Source organism: Streptomyces sp. CG 926, from assembly GCF_003148825.1.
In the GTDB taxonomy this organism is placed as follows: domain Bacteria; phylum Actinomycetota; class Actinomycetes; order Streptomycetales; family Streptomycetaceae; genus Streptomyces.
On sequence record NZ_QGGZ01000002.1, the window covers coordinates 298,430 to 316,308 of the forward strand.

16 protein-coding genes and 1 riboswitch are annotated in these 17,879 nt (G+C 69.3%); of the genes, 4 read left to right on the forward strand and 12 right to left on the reverse strand.

Annotated elements, in window-relative coordinates:
- Nucleotides 1–30 precede the first annotated feature (30 nt).
- The 6 genes from BCL76_RS06490 to ctaE all read right to left on the reverse strand — a co-directional run bounded on the left by BCL76_RS06490 (nt 31) and on the right by ctaE (nt 7,277).
- Complete coding sequence (locus tag BCL76_RS06490) at nt 31–1,410, reverse strand: aminotransferase class V-fold PLP-dependent enzyme (RefSeq protein WP_109778555.1); 1,380 nt, start codon at nt 1,408–1,410, stop codon at nt 31–33.
- Between the two features lie 222 nt (nt 1,411–1,632).
- A riboswitch (SAM riboswitch) is annotated at nt 1,633–1,749 on the reverse strand.
- A gap of 91 nt (nt 1,750–1,840) precedes the next feature.
- Nucleotides 1,841–2,905, reverse strand: coding sequence for an anthranilate phosphoribosyltransferase (gene trpD, locus BCL76_RS06495; RefSeq protein ID WP_109778556.1), 1,065 nt, complete (start codon nt 2,903–2,905; stop codon nt 1,841–1,843).
- Nucleotides 2,906–3,093: 188 nt separating this feature from the next.
- The gene (gene qcrB, locus BCL76_RS06500; protein WP_109778557.1) at nt 3,094–4,719 is read right to left on the reverse strand and encodes a cytochrome bc1 complex cytochrome b subunit; all 1,626 of its coding nucleotides are present in this window, start codon (nt 4,717–4,719) and stop codon (nt 3,094–3,096) included.
- A complete protein-coding gene (qcrA, locus tag BCL76_RS06505) occupies nt 4,716–5,774 on the reverse strand; it encodes a cytochrome bc1 complex Rieske iron-sulfur subunit (RefSeq protein WP_109778558.1) in 1,059 nt (352 codons plus the stop codon). The genes qcrB and qcrA overlap by 4 nt, the downstream gene beginning before the upstream one ends.
- A complete protein-coding gene (gene qcrC, locus BCL76_RS06510; protein ID WP_109778559.1) occupies nt 5,771–6,580 on the reverse strand; it encodes a cytochrome bc1 complex diheme cytochrome c subunit in 810 nt (269 codons plus the stop codon). Before qcrC ends, qcrA begins: the two co-directional genes overlap by 4 nt.
- Before the next feature lie 76 nt (nt 6,581–6,656).
- Nucleotides 6,657–7,277 (reverse strand): aa3-type cytochrome oxidase subunit III, encoded by a 621-nt coding sequence (gene ctaE / locus BCL76_RS06515; protein ID WP_030772292.1) that lies wholly within the window; start codon nt 7,275–7,277, stop codon nt 6,657–6,659.
- Nucleotides 7,278–7,476: 199 nt separating this feature from the next.
- Between ctaE and BCL76_RS06520 the strand changes: the two genes are divergently transcribed.
- Nucleotides 7,477–7,878: a hypothetical protein gene (locus tag BCL76_RS06520; RefSeq protein WP_109778560.1), complete on the forward strand. Its 402-nt coding sequence runs from the start codon at nt 7,477–7,479 to the stop codon at nt 7,876–7,878.
- A gap of 106 nt (nt 7,879–7,984) precedes the next feature.
- Here the strand turns inward: BCL76_RS06520 and BCL76_RS06525 are convergent, their stop codons facing one another.
- From BCL76_RS06525 to ctaC, 4 genes are all read right to left on the reverse strand, one after another.
- Nucleotides 7,985–9,232 (reverse strand): L,D-transpeptidase, encoded by a 1,248-nt coding sequence (locus tag BCL76_RS06525; protein ID WP_109778561.1) that lies wholly within the window; start codon nt 9,230–9,232, stop codon nt 7,985–7,987.
- A gap of 125 nt (nt 9,233–9,357) precedes the next feature.
- Nucleotides 9,358–9,756, reverse strand: a complete 399-nt coding sequence (locus tag BCL76_RS06530; protein WP_033221882.1) for a cytochrome c oxidase subunit 4 — start codon at nt 9,754–9,756, stop codon at nt 9,358–9,360.
- Nucleotides 9,753–11,483 carry an aa3-type cytochrome oxidase subunit I gene (ctaD, locus tag BCL76_RS06535; RefSeq protein WP_109778562.1) on the reverse strand — a complete coding sequence of 577 codons (1,731 nt, stop codon included), beginning with the start codon at nt 11,481–11,483 and terminating at the stop codon, nt 9,753–9,755. Before ctaD ends, BCL76_RS06530 begins: the two co-directional genes overlap by 4 nt.
- A complete protein-coding gene (gene ctaC / locus BCL76_RS06540; protein ID WP_030772282.1) occupies nt 11,480–12,454 on the reverse strand; it encodes an aa3-type cytochrome oxidase subunit II in 975 nt (324 codons plus the stop codon). The genes ctaD and ctaC overlap by 4 nt, the downstream gene beginning before the upstream one ends.
- A gap of 283 nt (nt 12,455–12,737) precedes the next feature.
- On the opposite strand from ctaC, the gene BCL76_RS06545 reads away from it, so the two are divergent.
- Nucleotides 12,738–14,123 (forward strand): cysteine desulfurase/sulfurtransferase TusA family protein, encoded by a 1,386-nt coding sequence (locus tag BCL76_RS06545; RefSeq protein WP_109778563.1) that lies wholly within the window; start codon nt 12,738–12,740, stop codon nt 14,121–14,123.
- Nucleotides 14,124–14,453: 330 nt separating this feature from the next.
- Here BCL76_RS06545 and BCL76_RS06550 read toward each other — a convergent pair whose 3' ends face one another.
- Nucleotides 14,454–15,428: a carbohydrate kinase family protein gene (locus tag BCL76_RS06550; protein WP_109778564.1), complete on the reverse strand. Its 975-nt coding sequence runs from the start codon at nt 15,426–15,428 to the stop codon at nt 14,454–14,456.
- Between the two features lie 131 nt (nt 15,429–15,559).
- Between BCL76_RS06550 and BCL76_RS06555 the strand changes: the two genes are divergently transcribed.
- Complete coding sequence (locus tag BCL76_RS06555) at nt 15,560–15,799, forward strand: hypothetical protein (RefSeq protein WP_109778565.1); 240 nt, start codon at nt 15,560–15,562, stop codon at nt 15,797–15,799.
- A gap of 71 nt (nt 15,800–15,870) precedes the next feature.
- A complete protein-coding gene (locus tag BCL76_RS06560) occupies nt 15,871–17,331 on the forward strand; it encodes a hypothetical protein (protein ID WP_109778566.1) in 1,461 nt (486 codons plus the stop codon).
- 120 nt (nt 17,332–17,451) lie between these two features.
- Here BCL76_RS06560 and erpA read toward each other — a convergent pair whose 3' ends face one another.
- Nucleotides 17,452–17,808: an iron-sulfur cluster insertion protein ErpA gene (gene erpA, locus BCL76_RS06565; RefSeq protein ID WP_030010511.1), complete on the reverse strand. Its 357-nt coding sequence runs from the start codon at nt 17,806–17,808 to the stop codon at nt 17,452–17,454.
- Between the last annotated feature and the right edge of the window lie 71 nt (nt 17,809–17,879).

A 17,879-nucleotide genomic window follows, 5' to 3' on the forward strand; every position in this document is an offset into this window, starting at 1 on the left:
TGCACCACACACCGCCGAGCCGACCGCAGGTCACACCGCCGGGACGCAGCGGCCTTCCTCCGTGCGGTACTGCCACTTGGCTCCCGAGGTGACCAGTTCCCGCACGGCTCCGACGAAGCGGTCGACGTGCTCGTCGGGGGTGCCCGCGCCGAAGCTCACGCGGATCGCGTTCAGCGAGCGCTCCCCCGGCGCCGCCTCGGGGGCTCCGCATTCGCCCTGGGCCTGCGGCTCGCTGCCCAGCAGGGTGCGGACCAGCGGGTGGGCGCAGAACAGGCCGTCGCGCACGCCGATCCCGTACTCGGCGGACAGCGCGGCGGCGAAGTGGGAGCTGTTCCAGCCGTCCACCACGAAGGAGATGACGCCGACCCGCGGGGCGTCGTCCCCGAAGAGGGAGAGGATCCGGACCGCCGGGACCTCCGCCAGGCCCGACCGGACCTTCGCGATGAGCTGCTGCTCGCGGGCGACGAGGTTCTCGAAGCCGGCCTCGGTCAGGGCCTTGCAGGCCGAGGCGATGGAGTAGACGCCGATGACGTTCGGGGAGCCGGCCTCGTGCCGGGCGGCGGTGGTGTGCCACTCCACGTCCACGCCGCCGTCCTCGCGCCGGGCCACCTTGCGGGAGGCCCCGCCGCCGGCGAGGTACGGCTGTGCTTCCTGCAGCCAGTCCGCGCGGCCGGCGAGCACGCCCGAGCCGAAGGGCGCGTAGAGCTTGTGTCCGGAGAAGGCGACCCAGTCGACGTCCAGTTCCTGCACGGAGACGGGGTGGTGCGGGGCCAGTTGGGCGGCGTCCAGGACGATCCGCGCGCCGTGGGCGTGCGCGGCCGCGGCGAGTTCCCTGACGGGCCACAGCTCGCCGGTGACGTTGGAGGCGCCGGTGACGCAGACCAGGGCGGGACCGTAGGGGTCACGGGCGGCGAGGGCGCGCTCCAGGATGGCGACGGCTTCGCCGGGGGTGCGCGGCGCGTCGAGGTAGGTGACCTGCGCGTCGACCCACGGCAGCAGGGAGGCGTGGTGCTCGGTCTCGAAGACGAACACCTGGCAGTCGGCGGGGAGTACGGCGGCGAGCAGGTTCAGCGAATCGGTCGTGGAGCGGGTGAAGACGACCTGGTCGGTGGGGCGGCAATCGAGGAACTCGGCCACGGTGACCCGGCTCTGCTCGAAGAGGTCGGTGGAGAGCTGCGAGAGGTACCCGGCGCCGCGATGCACGCTGCCGTAGTACGGGGCGTACGCGGCCACGTCGTCCCAGACGCGCTGCAGGGCGGGGGCGCTGGCCGCGTAGTCGAGGGCCGCGTAGGTGACCTCGCCGCCGGTGACGAGGGGGACGGTGACGTCCCGGCCGAGGACCGCGAGCGGCTCGGCGCAGGCGGGGTCGACGGCGGTGGCGGTGGCGACGGCGTTCAGGGATGCGGACATGGCGGTATCTCCCGGCAGGCAGGGCTGAATGGCTTCGGTGTGCCCGTACGCGGGTACGACGCTGCGGCCGTCCGGGGTACGGGAGGATCCTCGGACCGCGCTGGGCGGGGGCGCACGGAAGCGGCCCTGATCCGAGGGTGAAGTGGGGGCGGAGTCGCCCTATCGCATTCGCTTGCTCACGGAAAAAGCTCCTCGAGAAGACCAGGACCCCTGGTGTCGAGGGATCCGCGCTTGCCGTAGGCCTTGCTGCCTACGACCTGGTCATCACCCGGGGCACCCCGCCACGGAAGGAGGGTTGCCGGACAGCAAGCCGGGGCCTAAACGCTGTCACTCGTGACCTGGTCAGCATCCTGCCACAAGATCGCTCGAACGCAAGACCCCGGTCCGCCATGCGGACCGGGGTCATCTCTTTCGCGCCGTTCTCGTGCCGCTACGCGTTGCTGGCGGTCACCCAGCGCTCCAGGGCCGCCCGGGCCGCGCCCGAATCGATGGACTCCGCCGCCCGGGCCATACCGGCGGCGAGCTGCTCCTCCAGGCTGCCCGTGCCGGGGTCCAGGGCCACCAGGGCGGCCGCCGAGTTCAGCAGCACGGCGTCGCGGACCGGGCCGGTCTCGCCGGCCAGCAGGCGGCGGGCCACGTCCGCGTTGTACGAGGGGTCCCCGCCGGCCAGCGCGGACACGTCGACCAGGCGGATGCCCACGTCGGTGGGGTCGAAGCGCTGCTCGGTGACCTCGCCGTCGCGGACCCACCAGACGCGCGAGGTCGACGTCGTGGTCAGTTCGTCCAGGCCGTCGTCGCCGCGGAAGACCAGCGCGGAGGAGCCGCGTGCGGCGAGCGAGCCCGCGATGATCGGGGCCATCCGGGGGTCGGCCACGCCGGTCGCCTGGGCGCGCACCCGGGCCGGGTTGGTCAGCGGTCCCAGCGCGTTGAAGAAGGTGCGGATGCCCAGTTCCCTGCGGGCGGCCGCGACGTGGCGCAGGGCCGGGTGGAACTTCACCGCGAAGCAGAAGGTGATGCCGGCCTCTTCGGCGACCTCCACGACGCGCGCCGTGCTGAGGTCGAGGTTGACGCCGAGCTTCTCCAGGACGTCCGAGGAGCCGCTCGCGGAGGACGCGGCACGGTTTCCGTGCTTGACGACCTTGGAGCCGGTCCCGGCCACCACGATCGCGGACATGGTGGAGATGTTCACCGTTTTGGCCCCGTCGCCGCCGGTGCCGACGATGTCCACCGTGCTGCCCGGCACCTCGATGAGGTTGGCGTGCGCGTACATCGCCCGTACGAGCCCGTTGATCTCCTCGACCGTCTCCCCCTTGGCCCGCAGCGCGACCGTGAAGCCGGCGATCTGGGCGTCGGTGGCCTCCCCGCGCATGATGCGGTCCATGGCCCAGGCGGTGTCCTCCGCGCGCAGGTCCTGGCCGGTCAGCAGGGCGTCGAGAACGCCCGGCCAGCCACGGGCCGCCACGCTGTCGCCGCCTGCCGGGGTCGCAACGTTCATGGTCCGCTCCTGCTGTCGGTGGGCCGTCCTCATGTTCCCTCATGTTCTGGCGCCACGTCTTGATCGGTCAGGGTCAGCCTATCCAGCCCCGGTTACGGCAAAGAGCCCCGTCCAGACACTGGACGGGGCTCTCGCCGTGGCGACACCAGGACTGACCGAAATCAATCCCTCATGCGTTCATACCGAGATCAGTGGTGGCCGTGGCCGGACTGGATCTCCTTGTATTCCTCCACCGTGGGCTTCGGAATCTGGTTGTTCTCACCGTAGATGCCCTGGCTGAGCTTCGCGCGGAGCTTCTCGGTGGCCTTGACCTTGCGCTCGACACCGTTCTCGTCGACCGTCGGGCCGATCTCGATCGGCTTGTACTGCTCGTGCGCGGTGAGCTTGTGCAGCTGGCCCGCCGGGAGCGGCTCGTGGACCTCGACGAACTCACCGTGCGGCAGGCGCTTGATGATGCCGGTCTCGCGACCGTGCAGCACCTTGTCGTGGTCACGACGCTGCAGGCCGAGGCAGATCCGCTTGGTGACGATGAACGCCAGCACCGGGACGACGAAGAAGCCGATCCGGACGAACCACGTGATCGAGTTGATCGACAGGTGGAAGTACTGGGCGAACATGTCGTTGCCGCCGCCGATGAGGAGCACGATGTACTCCGCGATCCAGGCGACACCGAAGGCCGTGCGGGTCGGGACGTTGCGCGGGCGGTCCAGGATGTGGTGCTCGCGCTTGTCGCCGGTGACCCAGGACTCGATGAACGGCCAGACGGCGATCGCGCCGAGGACCAGCGGGAAGAGCAGCAGCGGGATGAACACGCCCAGGACGAGCGTGTGGCCCCACATGTTGATCTCCCAGCCGGGCATGGCTCGGATCAGGCCTTCGGGCATACCCATGTACCAGTCGGGCTGCGCACCGGTGGACACGTGGTCCGGGCGGTACGGGCCCAGCGCCCAGATCGGGTTGATCGTCGCGATGGCCGCGATGGCCGCGATGACACCGAAGACCAGGAAGAAGAAGCCTCCGGCCTTGGCCATGTAGACCGGCAGCAGCGGCATGCCGACGACGTTGTTGTTCGTCTTGCCGGGACCCGCGAACTGGGTGTGCTTGTGGTAGAAGACCAGGATCAGGTGGGCCACGAGCAGGCCCATCATGATGCCGGGCAGCAGCAGGATGTGCACCGAGTAGAACCGCGCGACGAAGTCGCCGCCCGGGAACTCCCCGCCGAACAGGAACATCGACAGGTACGTGCCGACGACCGGGACGGACAGGATGGCGCCCTGCATGAAGCGGACACCGGTACCCGAGAGCAGGTCGTCCGGCAGCGAGTAACCGGTGAAGCCGGTGAACATGCCGAGGACCAGCAGCAGGAAGCCGAAGATCCAGTTGACCTCACGCGGCTTGCGGAACGCGCCGGTGAAGAACACGCGCATCATGTGCACGACCATGGCCGCGACGAAGATCAGCGCTGCCCAGTGGTGGATCTGACGGATCAGCAGGCCACCGCGGACGTCGAAGCTGATGTCGAGCGTCGAGGCGAAGGCCTCGGACATCATGACGCCCTGCATGGGCACGTACGAGCCGTGGTACACGACCTCGTTCATGCTCGGGTGGAAGAACAGCGTCAGGTACACACCCGTGAGGATGATGATGATGAAGCTGTAGAGGCAGATCTCACCGAGCATGAAGGACCAGTGGTCCGGGAAGATCTTGCGCATGTTGGCCTTGGCGAGGCCGTAGATGCCCAGGCGGCCGTCCGCCCAGTCCGCTACGCGCTCGCCGGCCGGCGCCTTGCGCTCGTTGTTGTCGCTGGTGCTCATCCGCGCTCCCAGAATGCAGGACCGACGGGCTCTTCGAAGTCGCCGAGCGCTTCGAGGAAGCCTTCGTCATTCACGCCGATCCGCAGCTGCGGAAGCGCGTGACCGGCCGGGCCGAAGATGACACGGGCGCCGTCGGAGAGGTCGAAGGTGGACTGGTGGCACGGGCAGAGCACGTGGTGCGTCTGCTGCTCGTACAGGCTGATCGGGCAGCCGACGTGGGTGCAGATCTTGGAGTAGGCCACGATCCCGTCGTGGGACCACTCCAGTTCCTGCTTGTCCTTGATGTCGTCCGGCTGGATACGGACGATCATCAGGGCGGCCTTGGCGATCTGGACCTGGAAGTCGTGCTGCTCCTCCTCCAGGCCTTCCGGCCGGGCGAAGGTGAGCGACCCGACGAGCACGTCCTCGGGACGCAGCGGCTCGTTGGTGTTGTCGTTGATGAGCAGCTTGCCCTTGGCCCAGACGGTCTTGCGCAGCTTCTCCTCGGGCAGCGGGCCCAGGTCGCGCAGCAGCATGACGCCGGCGAGCGGCACCATGGCCATCGCGCCGAGCAGCGTGTTGCGGATCAGCGGCCGGCGGCCGATGCCGGACTCGTTGGCGCCGTCGGCGAAGTCGCTCAGGACCTGCGCCTTGACCTCCGGCGGAGCGGCGATCTCGTGGCGCTCGGCGGCGACCTCCACGTCGGACATCAGGGTGCGGGCCCAGTGGACCGCGCCGGCGCCGATGCAGAAGAGGGCCACGCCCAGGGTCAGACCCAGGGAGAAGTTGAGCGCGCTGACCTTCCCGATGGGGAAGATGTAGACGATCTTGTCGACCGGGAAGATTACGTAGGACGCGATGAAGCCGATCGTCGCCAGCATCGACAGCGTGAAGAGCATCGCGACGGTGCGCTCGGAGCGCCTCGCCGCCCGCTCGTCGATGTCCTGGATGCGGGGCTTGTGGACCGGCAGGCCCGGGTCGGCGAACGGGTCGTCCGCGACCGCGACGCCACCGTGGTGGGCGTCTCCCTGCTCGCTCGGCAGGTGCTTCTCTTCGGGAATCTCTTGGTTACTCATGACTTCTTGGCCTTAGCGGTGTGGGCCGCGACCCAGACGGCGACAGCGATCAGCGCACCCAGGGCGAAGATCCAGCCGAACAGACCCTCGGAGACGGGGCCGAGGCCGCCGAGCTTCAGGCCACCGGGGCTGGTCGACTTCTCGCCGTTGACGTTCTCGAGGTACGCGATGATGTCCTTCTTCTGCTTCTCCGGCATGGTGCTGTCGGGGAAGGAGGGCATGTTCTGCGGGCCGGTCAGCATGGCCTCGTAGATGTGCTTCGGCGAGACGCCCTCAAGGTTGGGGGCGTACTTGCCGTTCGTCAGCGCGCCGCCTTCGCCGGTGAAGTTGTGGCACTGCGCGCAGTTGTTGCGGAAGAGCTCACCACCGTTGGCGATGTCGGCGCCCGCCGGGTCGTACTGCTTCTCGGTCGGCGTGATCGGACCGGCGCCGAGCGACGCGACGTACGCGGCCAGCTGGTCGATCTGCGCCTGGTCGTAGATGACGGGCTTCTTCGGCACCTGGGCGCCGGGCTGCTGGGCGGGCATGCGGCCCGTGCTCACCTGGAAGTCGACGGCCGCGGAGCCGACGCCGACCAGGCTCGGGCCGTCAGAGGAACCCTGACCGCCGGTTCCGTGGCAGCTTGCGCAACCCACGGCGTAGAGCTTCTTGCCCTCCTCGATGGCGAGGGACTGGGCGGTTTCATCGGCCTGCGCCTTGCCCGCGGGGGCGAAGGCGGCGTACAGCCCCCCAGTGGCCGCCAGCGCGAGGAGTAGAACGACGACCGCCGCCAGCGGATGGCGTCGTCGTGCGGAGAGCTTTTTCACGGATTACCCCGGTGTCAGGATCTTCTGCGTCGGTGTGTCTGGATGGAGTGCCGGGTCTTGCCCGGTGACGTGTTCGCTACTTGATCAGGTAGATCGTCGCGAAGAGGCCGATCCAGACGACGTCGACGAAGTGCCAGTAGTAGGACACGACGATGGCCGACGTGGCCTGTTCGTGGGTGAACCTCTTGGCCGCGTACGTCCGACCGAGGACCAGCAGGAAGGCGATGAGACCGCCCGTCACGTGCAACCCGTGGAAGCCGGTGGTCAGGTAGAACACCGAGCCGTACGGATTGGACGAGAGGGACAGGCCCTCATGCTTGACCAGCTCGGTGTACTCGAACACCTGGCCGCCAATGAAGATCGCACCCATGACGAACGTGATGATGAACCACGTCCTGAGCTTCTTCACGTCACCGCGCTCGGCGGCGAATACGCCGAGCTGGCAGGTGAGCGAGGAAAGCACCAGGATCGTCGTGTTCGTCGCCGAGAAGGGAAGATTCAGGGCTTCGGCCTGAGTCGTCCAGAACTCGGGACCCATCACGGATCGCAGGGTGAAGTACATCGCGAAGAGGGCCGCGAAGAACATCAGCTCGGAACTCAACCAGATGATGGTTCCGACGCTGACGAGGTTCGGCCGGTTGACCGTCGGGTGCGCGTGCCCGGTATCTACTGTCGTTGCTGTCGCCACGACCGACATTATGTCGGTCGCTTATCCCGCCCTCACCCCGGGGGGTGCCGTTCGGAGTGTCAGGGGCGTGTGCAAGGCCCGAACGGCCCATCAGATGAGCCCTGTGCGGGGTCACCCACGACATGTTCGAACCGATGTTGACGACGCACCGGGAGGAGTAGCATCCCGCGCAACATCAACGTGATTCACGGCCACGTGGAGGAACGAAATGCGGGCGACTGCGCGGGTTCTGGTCTACAGCGACGACGCGGGCACCCGGGAGCAGGTGCGGTTGGCGGCAGGACGCAGGCCCGCCGCGGACCTGCCGCCGGTGGAGTTCCTGGAGTGTGCGACGTTGCCGGCGGTCCTGACGGAGCTGGACCGGGGTGGTGTCGACGTGTGCGTGCTGGACGGCGAGGCGGTTCCGGCCGGGGGCATGGGTGTGTGCCGGCAGATCAAGGACGAGATCTTCCGGTGTCCGCCGGTGCTGCTGCTGATGGGGCGCCCGCAGGACGCCTGGCTGGCCACGTGGAGCCGCGCGGACGCCGCCGTGACCCTTCCGGTGGATCCGGTGCAGTTCGCGGACACCCTGGCGGGCCTTCTGAGGACCCGTCTGTCCTTGGACGCCTGACACGTCCTGCGGGGCCTCAGGCGCCCCACAGGGGGCCTTACGGGTGAATGAGGCCGGGATCCTCCCCCCGGACGCCGTCCGGGGGGAGCACCGGGCCGCGAACCACCTAGACGGTGGGGCGCAGGCGGGCCTGGTCGACCGGGCTGCGGCCTTCCTGGGTGCCCTTGAGCACGGCGCTGCCCTGGCGCCAGTCCTTCCAGTCCATGTTCCAGTCGCCGAAGCCGTTGCCGAAGACGTCCATGTCGTCGCCGATGCTGTTGATCACCTTGACGATGTCGCCCTCGGTGATGTTCTCGTAGAACCAGGCGGCGTTGCCGGTGCTCATGCCCGTGCAGCCGTGGCTGACGTTCTCGTAGCCCTGGGAACCGACGGACCACGGCGCGGCGTGGACGTATTCACCACTCCAGGTGACGCGGGTGGCGTAGTAGACGGGCAGGTTGTAGTACTCGCTGCCGCCGATGCCGACGGTGTCGCCGCGCATCTGTACGAAGTACTGCTTGCCCAGCACCACCTTGATGCCGTTGCGGGTGGAGAAGCCGGGCTTTCCGGTGGTCACCGGAATGGTGTTGATCACTTCTCCGTTGCGCTTGAACGTGAGGTAGTGCGAGGAGGCGTCGGTGGTGACCTCGACCCGGTCCCCGATCTCCAGCTTCAGCGGCTTGGCGACGGCTCCGTGGAGTTCGTCGGTGATCCTGACGCCCTCCAGGTTGCTCCGTACGGAGACGGCGGAGTGGGCGGGCCAGTAGTCCTTGGGCCGGTAGTGGAGGTTCTTGTCATCCACCCAGTGCCAGGCGCCCTCGACCCCGGGCGGGGCGTCGACGACGAGGCCCCGTTCCACGATGGCGCGGGCGGCCTTGTCCTGGACCGGTTCGCTGAGTTCGGCGGTGATGGGCTGTCCGACGCCGTACTTGCCCTCGTCCGGGCCGAATTCGACCTTCAGGATCCCCTTGGACGGGGTGGTGTCGAAGGTGAGCGTGCGCTGCCCGGGGGCGCCCCGCTCGTCCTCGGTGCTCACGGTGACCGTGTAGCGGACGCCTGAGGCCATCGGGGTCGTGCTGTGCCAGCGGTCCCCCTTGGCGCTCAGTTCGCCCGCCAGGCGGCGGCCGTGGGTGTCCACGGCCAGCACATCGGTGATCCGGCCGCCGCCGCTCTTGGCGGTGATCTCCAGGGGCCGGTCGGGGTTCACGGGGCGCTTGCCGGCGTTCTGGTTGAAGGCGACCTGATCGCCCGCGTCGAACGGGCGGGCTGACAGCGGGTTCTTGTCGCCGGACCCGCATGCGGTGGCGCCGGCCCCGAGGGACGCGACCAGCAGGGAGCAGCTGAGTACCGTCCAAAGACGCGGTGAGTGCTTCATGGATCCAACGCTATGAAGATATGACAAATACGGCGCGCGGGGTGACTGCAAACGAGGGGCCCGGGCTCCTCCCGAAGGAGGGGCCCGGGCCCCAAGTGCGTCACGGCGCGGCCGCGACGGTGCTGCTACTGGTTCTGGTTCTCACCGCGGTAGTACTCGTACACCCAGCCCCACAGGCCGATCATGATGATCGGGGCCGAGAAGTACATGAGCCACCAGCCGAAGACGACGCCCAGGAAGGCGAGCGCACCGCCGATACCCAGCGAGAGCGGCTGCCAGCTGTGCGGGGAGAAGAACCCCAGCTCGCCCGCCTCGTCGGCGACGTCGGCCTCCAGGTTGTCCTGGGCCATCTCGTCGACACGCTTGGCCGTGAAGGCCAGGTAGTAGCCGATCATGACGCTCAGGCCGAAGGCCAGGAAGAGCGCGGTGGTACCGACGGGCTCCTTCGACCACACGCCGTACACGACGGCCATGATCAGGATGAAGAAGGAGAGCCAGAGGAACATCTTGCCCTGGATCTTCACTTGTCGGCCTCCTTGCCACCGGTGACGGCCTTGGCGGCGACGCTGTGGTCCTCGAGGTGGTCGAGGGCCGCGATCTCAGGGTGGTGCAGGTCGAACGCCGGCGACTCGGAACGGATCCGCGGCAGGGTGAGGAAGTTGTGCCGCGGCGGCGGGCAGGACGTCGCCCACTCGAGCGAACGGCCGTAGCCCCACGGGTCGTCGACCTCGACCTTCTTGCCGTACTTGGCCGTCTTCCAGACGTTGTACATGAACGGCAGCATCGACAGGCCGAGCACGAACGAGCTGATCGTCGAGATCGTGTTCAGCGCGGTGAAGCCGTCGGCGGCGAGGTAGTCCGCGTAACGACGCGGCATGCCCTCGGCACCGAGCCAGTGCTGCACCAGGAAGGTGCCGTGGAAGCCGATGAACAGCGTCCAGAACGTCATCTTGCCGAGGCGCTCGTCCAGCATCTTGCCCGTGAACTTCGGCCACCAGAAGTGGAAGCCGGCGAACATCGCGAACACCACGGTGCCGAAGACGACGTAGTGGAAGTGCGCGACGACGAAGTACGAGTCGGAGACGTGGAAGTCCATCGGGGGCGAGGCCAGGATGACGCCGGTCAGACCACCGAAGGTGAAGGTGACCAGGAAGCCGATCGTCCAGAGCATCGGGGTCTCGAAGGACAACGAGCCCTTCCACATGGTGCCGATCCAGTTGAAGAACTTCACACCGGTCGGTACCGCGATCAGGAAGGTCATGAAGGAGAAGAACGGCAGCAGCACACCGCCGGTGACGTACATGTGGTGGGCCCACACGGTCACGGAGAGGCCGGCGATCGCGATCGTCGCGGCGATCAGGCCGATGTAGCCGAACATCGGCTTGCGGCTGAAGACCGGGATGATCTCGGAGACGATTCCGAAGAATGGCAGCGCGATGATGTACACCTCTGGATGCCCGAAGAACCAGAAGAGGTGTTGCCATAGCAAGGCGCCGCCGTTCGCGGCATCGAACACATGCGAACCGAACTTACGGTCGGCCTCCAGTGCGAAGAGCGCGGCGGCCAGCACCGGGAAGGCGAGCAGGACCAGGACACCGGTCAGCAGCACGTTCCAGGTGAAGATCGGCATGCGGAACATCGTCATGCCCGGAGCGCGCATGCAGATGATCGTGGTGATGAAGTTGACCGAACCGAGGATCGTGCCGAAGCCGGAGAAGGCCAGACCCATGATCCACATGTCGGCGCCGATGCCCGGCGAGCGGACCGCGTCCGACAGCGGGGAGTAGGCGAACCAGCCGAAGTCGGCGGCGCCGCTCGGCGTGACGAAGCCGGCCACCGCGATGGTCGAGCCGAAGAGGTACAGCCAGTACGCGAACATGTTCAGCCGCGGGAACGCCACGTCGGGCGCGCCGATCTGCAGCGGCATGATCCAGTTGGCGAAGCCCGCGAAGAGCGGGGTGGCGAACATCAGCAGCATGATCGTGCCATGCATGGTGAACGCCTGGTTGAACTGCTCGTTCGACATGATCTGCGTGCCCGGACGAGCCAGCTCGGCGCGCATGAAGAGCGCCAGCAGACCGCCGATGATGAAGAACACGAACGACGTGACCAGGTACATCGTGCCGATGGTCTTGTGGTCGGTCGTGGTCATCCACTTCACGACCACATTGCCCGGCTGCTTGCGCCGTACCGGCAGCTCGTTCTCATACGAGTCGGCGGCGGCACCCTGGGATTCGTTGAGGATGCTCACAGTTTGTTCACTTCCGCATTCCGGGCCGGGTCGCTCTGCTGGATACCGGCCGGGAGGAAGCCGGTCTGACCCTTCTCCGCCAGATCCTTCAGGTACGCCCGGTAGTCCTCAGGGGAGACGACCTTGACGTTGAAGAGCATCCGGGAGTGGTCGACGCCGCAGAGTTCGGCGCACTTGCCCATGAAGGTGCCGTATTCGGACGGGGTGACCTCGAAGACGTTGGTGTGGCCCGGAATGACGTCCTGCTTGAACAGGAACGGGACCACCCAGAAGGAGTGGATCACGTCGTTCGACGACAGGATGAAACGGACCTTCTCACCCTTGGGGAGGACCAGGGTCGGACCCGGGTTGCCCGTCTGGGGGTTCCGGTCGCCCGGGACGCCCTTCTGGTAGACGCCCTCGGCGCCCGCCGGGAAGTCCTTGGTGAAGCGGTCCGGGATGGAGGCGAGCTCCTTGGGGACCGCGCCCGCCTTCGGGGTGGCCGCGTCGCCGTCGACGTTCTCGACGTAGTTGAAGCCCCAGCTCCACTGGAAGCCGATCACGTTGATCGTGTGCGGCGGCTTCGGGGTGAGGGCCAGGAGCTTCGACTCGTCACGAGCGGTGAAGTAGAAGAGCACCGAGACGATGATCAGCGGGACCACGGTGTACAGCGCCTCGATGGGCATGTTGTACCGGGTCTGCGCGGGCACCTCGATCTTCGTCCGGCTGCGCCGGTGGAAGATGACGCTCCAGATGATCAGGCCCCACACGAGGATGCCCGTGACCAGCGCGGCCGCCCAGGATCCCTGCCACAGGGAGAGGATGCGCGGCGCCTCCTCGGTTACCGGAGTCGGCATTCCGAGGCGGGGGAAGTCTTTCCATGTATACGAGCAACCAGTGGCGGTCGCCAGGACCACGCCCGCAGTCAGCGCCTGCAGCAGCTTCCGCCGCATCGGGCGCCGCGGCGAGCGGTCGGAGCCGTAGGGACTCACGTAGCGCCTTCCCGAGAGTCTCGGCCCGCGCGGCCGGCCGCGGCCGTGTTCGGGTCGGTCGCCGGCCCTGACGCAGGCAGGGGTTTGGATGTTTATGCGGACCAAACCCTACTGGACGCTATTTGGGGTCGCGCGGGGAGGGTGCCCAACGCGCCGCTACTGCCCCCGAAGGGATGGATCCGCCGTCCGGGGGACGGTGCGAATGGCCCTGAATGGCGGGCTCCGGAGCACATCTGACGCCCCCTGACCTCGAACGCTGCGGGCCCGGGGTTAGCGTGACCGGATGCCCTACTTCGACACCGCGTCCGCCGCTCCCCTGCACCCCGTGGCCCGCCAGGCGTTGCAGGCCTCCCTGGACGAGGGCTGGGCCGATCCGGCCCGGTTGTACCGGGAGGGCAGGCGCGCCCGGCTGTTGCTGGACGCGGCGCGGGAGGCCGCCGCGGAGGCGGCGGGATGCCGGGCCGACGAGCTCGTGTTCACTCCTTCGGGGACGCACGCGGTTCACACGGGGGTGGCGGGGGTCCTCGCGGGGCGCAGGCGCGTCGGAAGTCATCTGGTCGTATCGGCGGTCGAACACAGTTCGGTATTGCACGCGGCCGAGGTGCACGGGGCGCGCGGCGGGACGGTGACCGAGGTCCCGGTGGACCGGTGGGGCGCGGTGACACCCGCCGGCTACGCGGACGCGCTCGCCCCGGAGACCGCCCTCGCCTGCCTCCAGTCGGCCAACCACGAGGTGGGCACGGTCCAGCCGGTGGCGGAGGTGGCCGAGGTCTGCGCGGCTGCCGGGGTGCCGCTGCTGGTGGACGCGGCCCAGTCGCTCGGCTGGGGTCCGGTGGAGGGCGCGTGGTCCGTTCTGGCGGCGAGTGCGCACAAATGGGGCGGTCCGCCCGGGGTCGGCCTGCTGGCGGTCCGCAAGGGCGTGCGCTTCTCCCCCCAAGGCCCCGCGGACGAGCGGGAGTCGGGGCGCTCCCCCGGTTTCACCAACCTGCCCGCGATCGTGGCCGCGGCGGCGTCCCTGCGGGCCGTACGGGCCGAGGCGGACGCGGAGGCGGCCCGACTGCGGGTCCTGGTGGACCGGATCCGGCGGCGGGTGGTGCGGCTGGTCCCGGACGTGGAGGTGGTGGGCGATCCGGACCGGCGGCTGCCGCACCTGGTCACCTTCTCCTGTCTGTACGTCGACGGGGAGACGCTGCTGCACGAGCTGGACCGGGCCGGCTTCTCGGTCTCCTCGGGCTCCTCCTGCACGAGCTCCACGCTGACCCCCAGTCACGTGCTGCGGGCGATGGGCGTGCTGTCGGAGGGGAACGTACGGGTGTCCCTGCCGCCGGGGACCCCGGCGGAGGAGGTCAACGCGTTCCTGGAGGTGTTGCCGCGGGCGGTGGCGGACGTACGGGAACGGCTCGGCGTGTCGGAGCCGGCGGCGGTGGCGGTGGCGCCGGTGGCGGACTCCCTGGAGCTCGACGCGCTCGGGCTGCGGTGCCCCCAGCCGGTGATCGAACTGGCCCGGGCCGTCGTGACGGTCCAGGTGGGCGGCACGGTCACGGTCGTCTCCGACGACGAGGTGGCCCGGCTGGACATCCCGGCGTGGTGCGCGATGCGGGGCCACGAGTACCTGGGCGAAGCCCCCCGCGAGATCGGCACGGCCTACACGGTCCGCCGCGCTCTCTGACGAGCCCGGCCCGGCCGGTCTGGCGTGCGAGGCGCGGAGCCCACGCCGGCCTCGGCAAATCCAGCCTCGCCGGCGTTTGAGGCGCGGGGTCTGGGGCGGCGCCCCAGGAAACCCGGCTCCGCCGGGCACCGGGCTCCGCCCGGACCCGCGCCTCAAACGCCGGCGAGGCTGGAAGTGGCCCGGCCTAGGCTCGAAGTGGCCGCCAGGGCTGGAAAGGGCCCGGCCGGGGCTGCATTGCCAGGGTTGCGAAGCGCTCGGCAAGGCTGAGATGACCCGGCAGGGTTGGAGAGGGGCGGGCCCGGCCTGGGGGGCCGGGCCCGGGCGGCGCCGTCAGGCGAGGTGGGCGCGGACCTCCGCCGCGGCTTCCTCGCCGTAGGCCTTCGTGAAGCGCTCCATGAAGTGGCCACGGGCCAGCGCGTACTCCTGGGTGCCCAGGGTCTCGATGACCAGCGTCGCCAGCATGCAGCCCAGCTGCGCCGCCCGCTCCATGCCGACGCCCCAGCCCAGACCCGTCAGGAACCCGGCGCGGAACGCGTCGCCGACACCCGTCGGGTCGACCTTCGCGGTCTCCTCCGGGCAGCCGACCACGATCGGGGCCTCGCCGGCGCGCTCGATCTTGACGCCGTTGGAGCCGAGCGTGGTCACGCGGGTGCCGACCTTGGCCAGGATCTCCTCGTCGGTCCAGCCGGACTTCGACTCGATGAGGCCCTTCTCGTACTCGTTCGAGAAGAGGAAGGTCGCGCCCTCCATCAGGGTGCGGATGTTGTCGCCGTCCATGCGGGCGATCTGCTGCGAGAAGTCCGCGGCGAAGGGGATCCCGCGCGTGCGGCACTCCTCCGTGTGGCGCAGCATCGCCTCGGGGTCGTCGGCGCCGATGAGGACGAGGTCGAGCCCGCCCACCCGGTCGGCGACGGCCTTCAGCTCGATCAGCCGGGCCTCGCTCATCGCGCCTGTGTAGAAGGAGCCGATCTGGTTGTGGTCGGAGTCCGTGGTGCACACGAAGCGCGCGGTGTGCAGGACCTCGGAGATCCGGACGGACTCGGTGTCGACGCCGTGCCGGTCGAGCCAGGCGCGGTACTCGTCGAAGTCGGAGCCGGCGGCTCCGACGAGGATCGGGCGGCTGCCGAGCTGCCCCATACCGAAGCAGATGTTCGGGCCGACCCCTCCCCGTCGGACGTCGAGGTTGTCGACGAGGAAGGAGAGGGAGACCGTGTGCAGCTGGTCCGCGACCAGCTGGTCGGCGAAACGGCCGGGGAAGGTCATGAGGTGGTCGGTGGCGATGGAGCCGGTGACTGCGATGCGCACGGCGTGGACGCTCCTGCTGAGGACGGCGAGGGACAGTCAAAACTACCCGGTGAGCGGCCCCCGGCAGTACCCCGGAAACTACCCCGTAGTAGGTCTTTCTTCGCCAGAGCTCGGATGCCTACGGTGCCTGCATGACCTATACCGACGGTTTCGGCTATGGCGAGTACGGCTCCGCCAAGCGCGGCGCGCAGGCCCCGCGGCAGCCCGGTTTCGCCCGTCTGCTCGGTGACTGCGCCCGGATGGCCCCGCACTGGCCGGTCCCGGCGGGTCCGCGGCCGGTCCGCGTGGCCCCTTCGCAGATCCACGGGATCAGCGTCCCACCGGCTTCGGCGCGGCTGATCGCCTCCACGTCCGTGTACGGGGATCAGTAGGAGGGAACCGGTTGCGCCCCCGCTCCGTCACACCCGCATCAGGTACGACGGACCGGTGAAGGAGCGATGCGGTGACCACCGAACAACCCGACGACACATCACGCGGCACACGGCGGCGGCCCGCCTGGGCCGTCGGTTCGATCGCGGCCGCCGTCCTGCTCGCGGGCGGCGGCACCGCGTACTGGGCGTCGACCGCCTACGGCGACGGTGGGTCGGGCCACCGCAAGGCCGACAGTGCGGCGTCCGCGCCCCGTGACGCGGGAGATCCCTCGGGGCCGGGCATCGCGCCCGGGGAGCCCGACCCGTCCGGCGAGGGCGTGGTCTACCGGGCCGACGTGAAGCTTCCGGAGGCCCCGGCGAACGCGCCGACCTACGCGCTGTCGGGTGAGGTCACCTCGGCGGAGGTGGCGCGCCTGGCGGCGGCCCTGGGTCTGCCGGGCGAGCCGCGGCTGAGCGGGGACGTCTGGGTGGCCGGGGAGGCCGCAGACGGCTCCGGGCCCCGGCTCACGGTGACCCGTACGGCGCCGGGGACGTGGAACTTCGCCCGTTTCCAGGGGCCGGGCGACGGCAGCGGTACCGGCGCCGGGGACGACTGTGTGCGCGGCAAGGACACCTGCGGCCCGGCCACCCTCCCCCGGGACGTCGGGGGCGGGAGCGCGGGCGGTGGGTCCGGGACGGGCAAGCCGGTGTCGGAGGAGGCTGCCAAGGCCGCCGCGGCCCCCGTTCTGGCCGCCGCGGGGGTGGAGGGGGCCAGGCAGGACGCCCGGACGAACCAGGGTTCGGTACGGGTGGTGGCCGCCGACCCGGTGGTCGGCGGGCTGCCCACGCAGGGCTGGTCCACGAAGGTCAGCGTGGGCTCCGACGGCTCGGTGGTGGGGGCCGACGGGCAGCTGAAGGCCCCCGTACGGGCGGCCGAGCAGCCGGTGGTCGGGGCCGTGGAGGCGCTGGCCCGGCTGAACGCGAAGTCGGGCGGCGGCGGCAACCCCGAGCCGAGCGGCTGCGCGAGCGCGGTCCCGCTGACGGCGGACGTCCCGGCGGCGGGTACGGACACGGTGCCGTGCAACCCGGAGCCGCGGCCGATGAAGCCCCCGCGGACGGAGACGGTGAAGGGTGCCGTGCTCGGGCTGGTTCCCGGCACGGTGAGCGGGGCGCCGGGCCTGGTGCCGGCGTGGCTGTTCGAGGTGGCGGGTCAGGGCGGTGCGCCGGGCCACACGGTGGCCCAGCCCGCGGCGGCGGCCGAGGAGGGCACTCCCGGCCCGAAGGACGGTCGTACGGTGCCCGGATTCTCGTACAAGGAGGCCGACCGGAAGCTGACCGTGAACTTCTGGGGCAGCGTGTGCAGCACCTACGCCGTGGAGGCGCGGGAGCAGGCGGAGTCGGTCCTGGTGAAGATCACGGACACGCCGAAGAAGCCGGGGCAGGCCTGCATCATGCTGGCGGAGGAGATGTCCCAGGCGGTGACGCTGCAGCAGCCGCTGGGTGACCGGAAGGTGCTCGACGCGACCACGGGCAAGCCGCTCCCCCGGCAGTGACCGCGAGCGGCGCAGGAGCCGTGGGAGGTCCCGGGTACGTCCGGGACCGGGTATGACACGAGGGCCCGCCCCCGGTCGGATTCGACCGGGGGCGGGCCCTCGTCACGCGTGCGTCCAGGCTTAGCTGAACGAGTCGCCGCAGGCGCAGGAGCCCGTGGCGTTGGGGTTGTCGATCGTGAAGCCCTGCTTCTCGATGGTGTCGACGAAGTCGATCGAGGCACCGTGGAGGTACGGGGAGCTCATCCGGTCCGTGACGACCTTCACACCGTCGAAGTCCTTCACGACGTCCCCGTCGAGGGAGCGCTCGTCGAAGAAGAGCTGGTAGCGCAGGCCGGAGCAACCACCGGGCTGGACGGCGACGCGGAGCGCCAGGTCATCGCGGCCTTCCTGCTCCAGCAGGGTCCTGACCTTCTCGGCGGCGGCGTCGGACAGGAGGATGCCGTCGCTCACAGTGGTCTTGTCGTCCTGTACGGACATCTGCATTCACTCCCGAAGTGGGCGGCTCCCCGCCGGAGGCGAGGAAACGTCGGACTCTTGCCGTCGGTGGC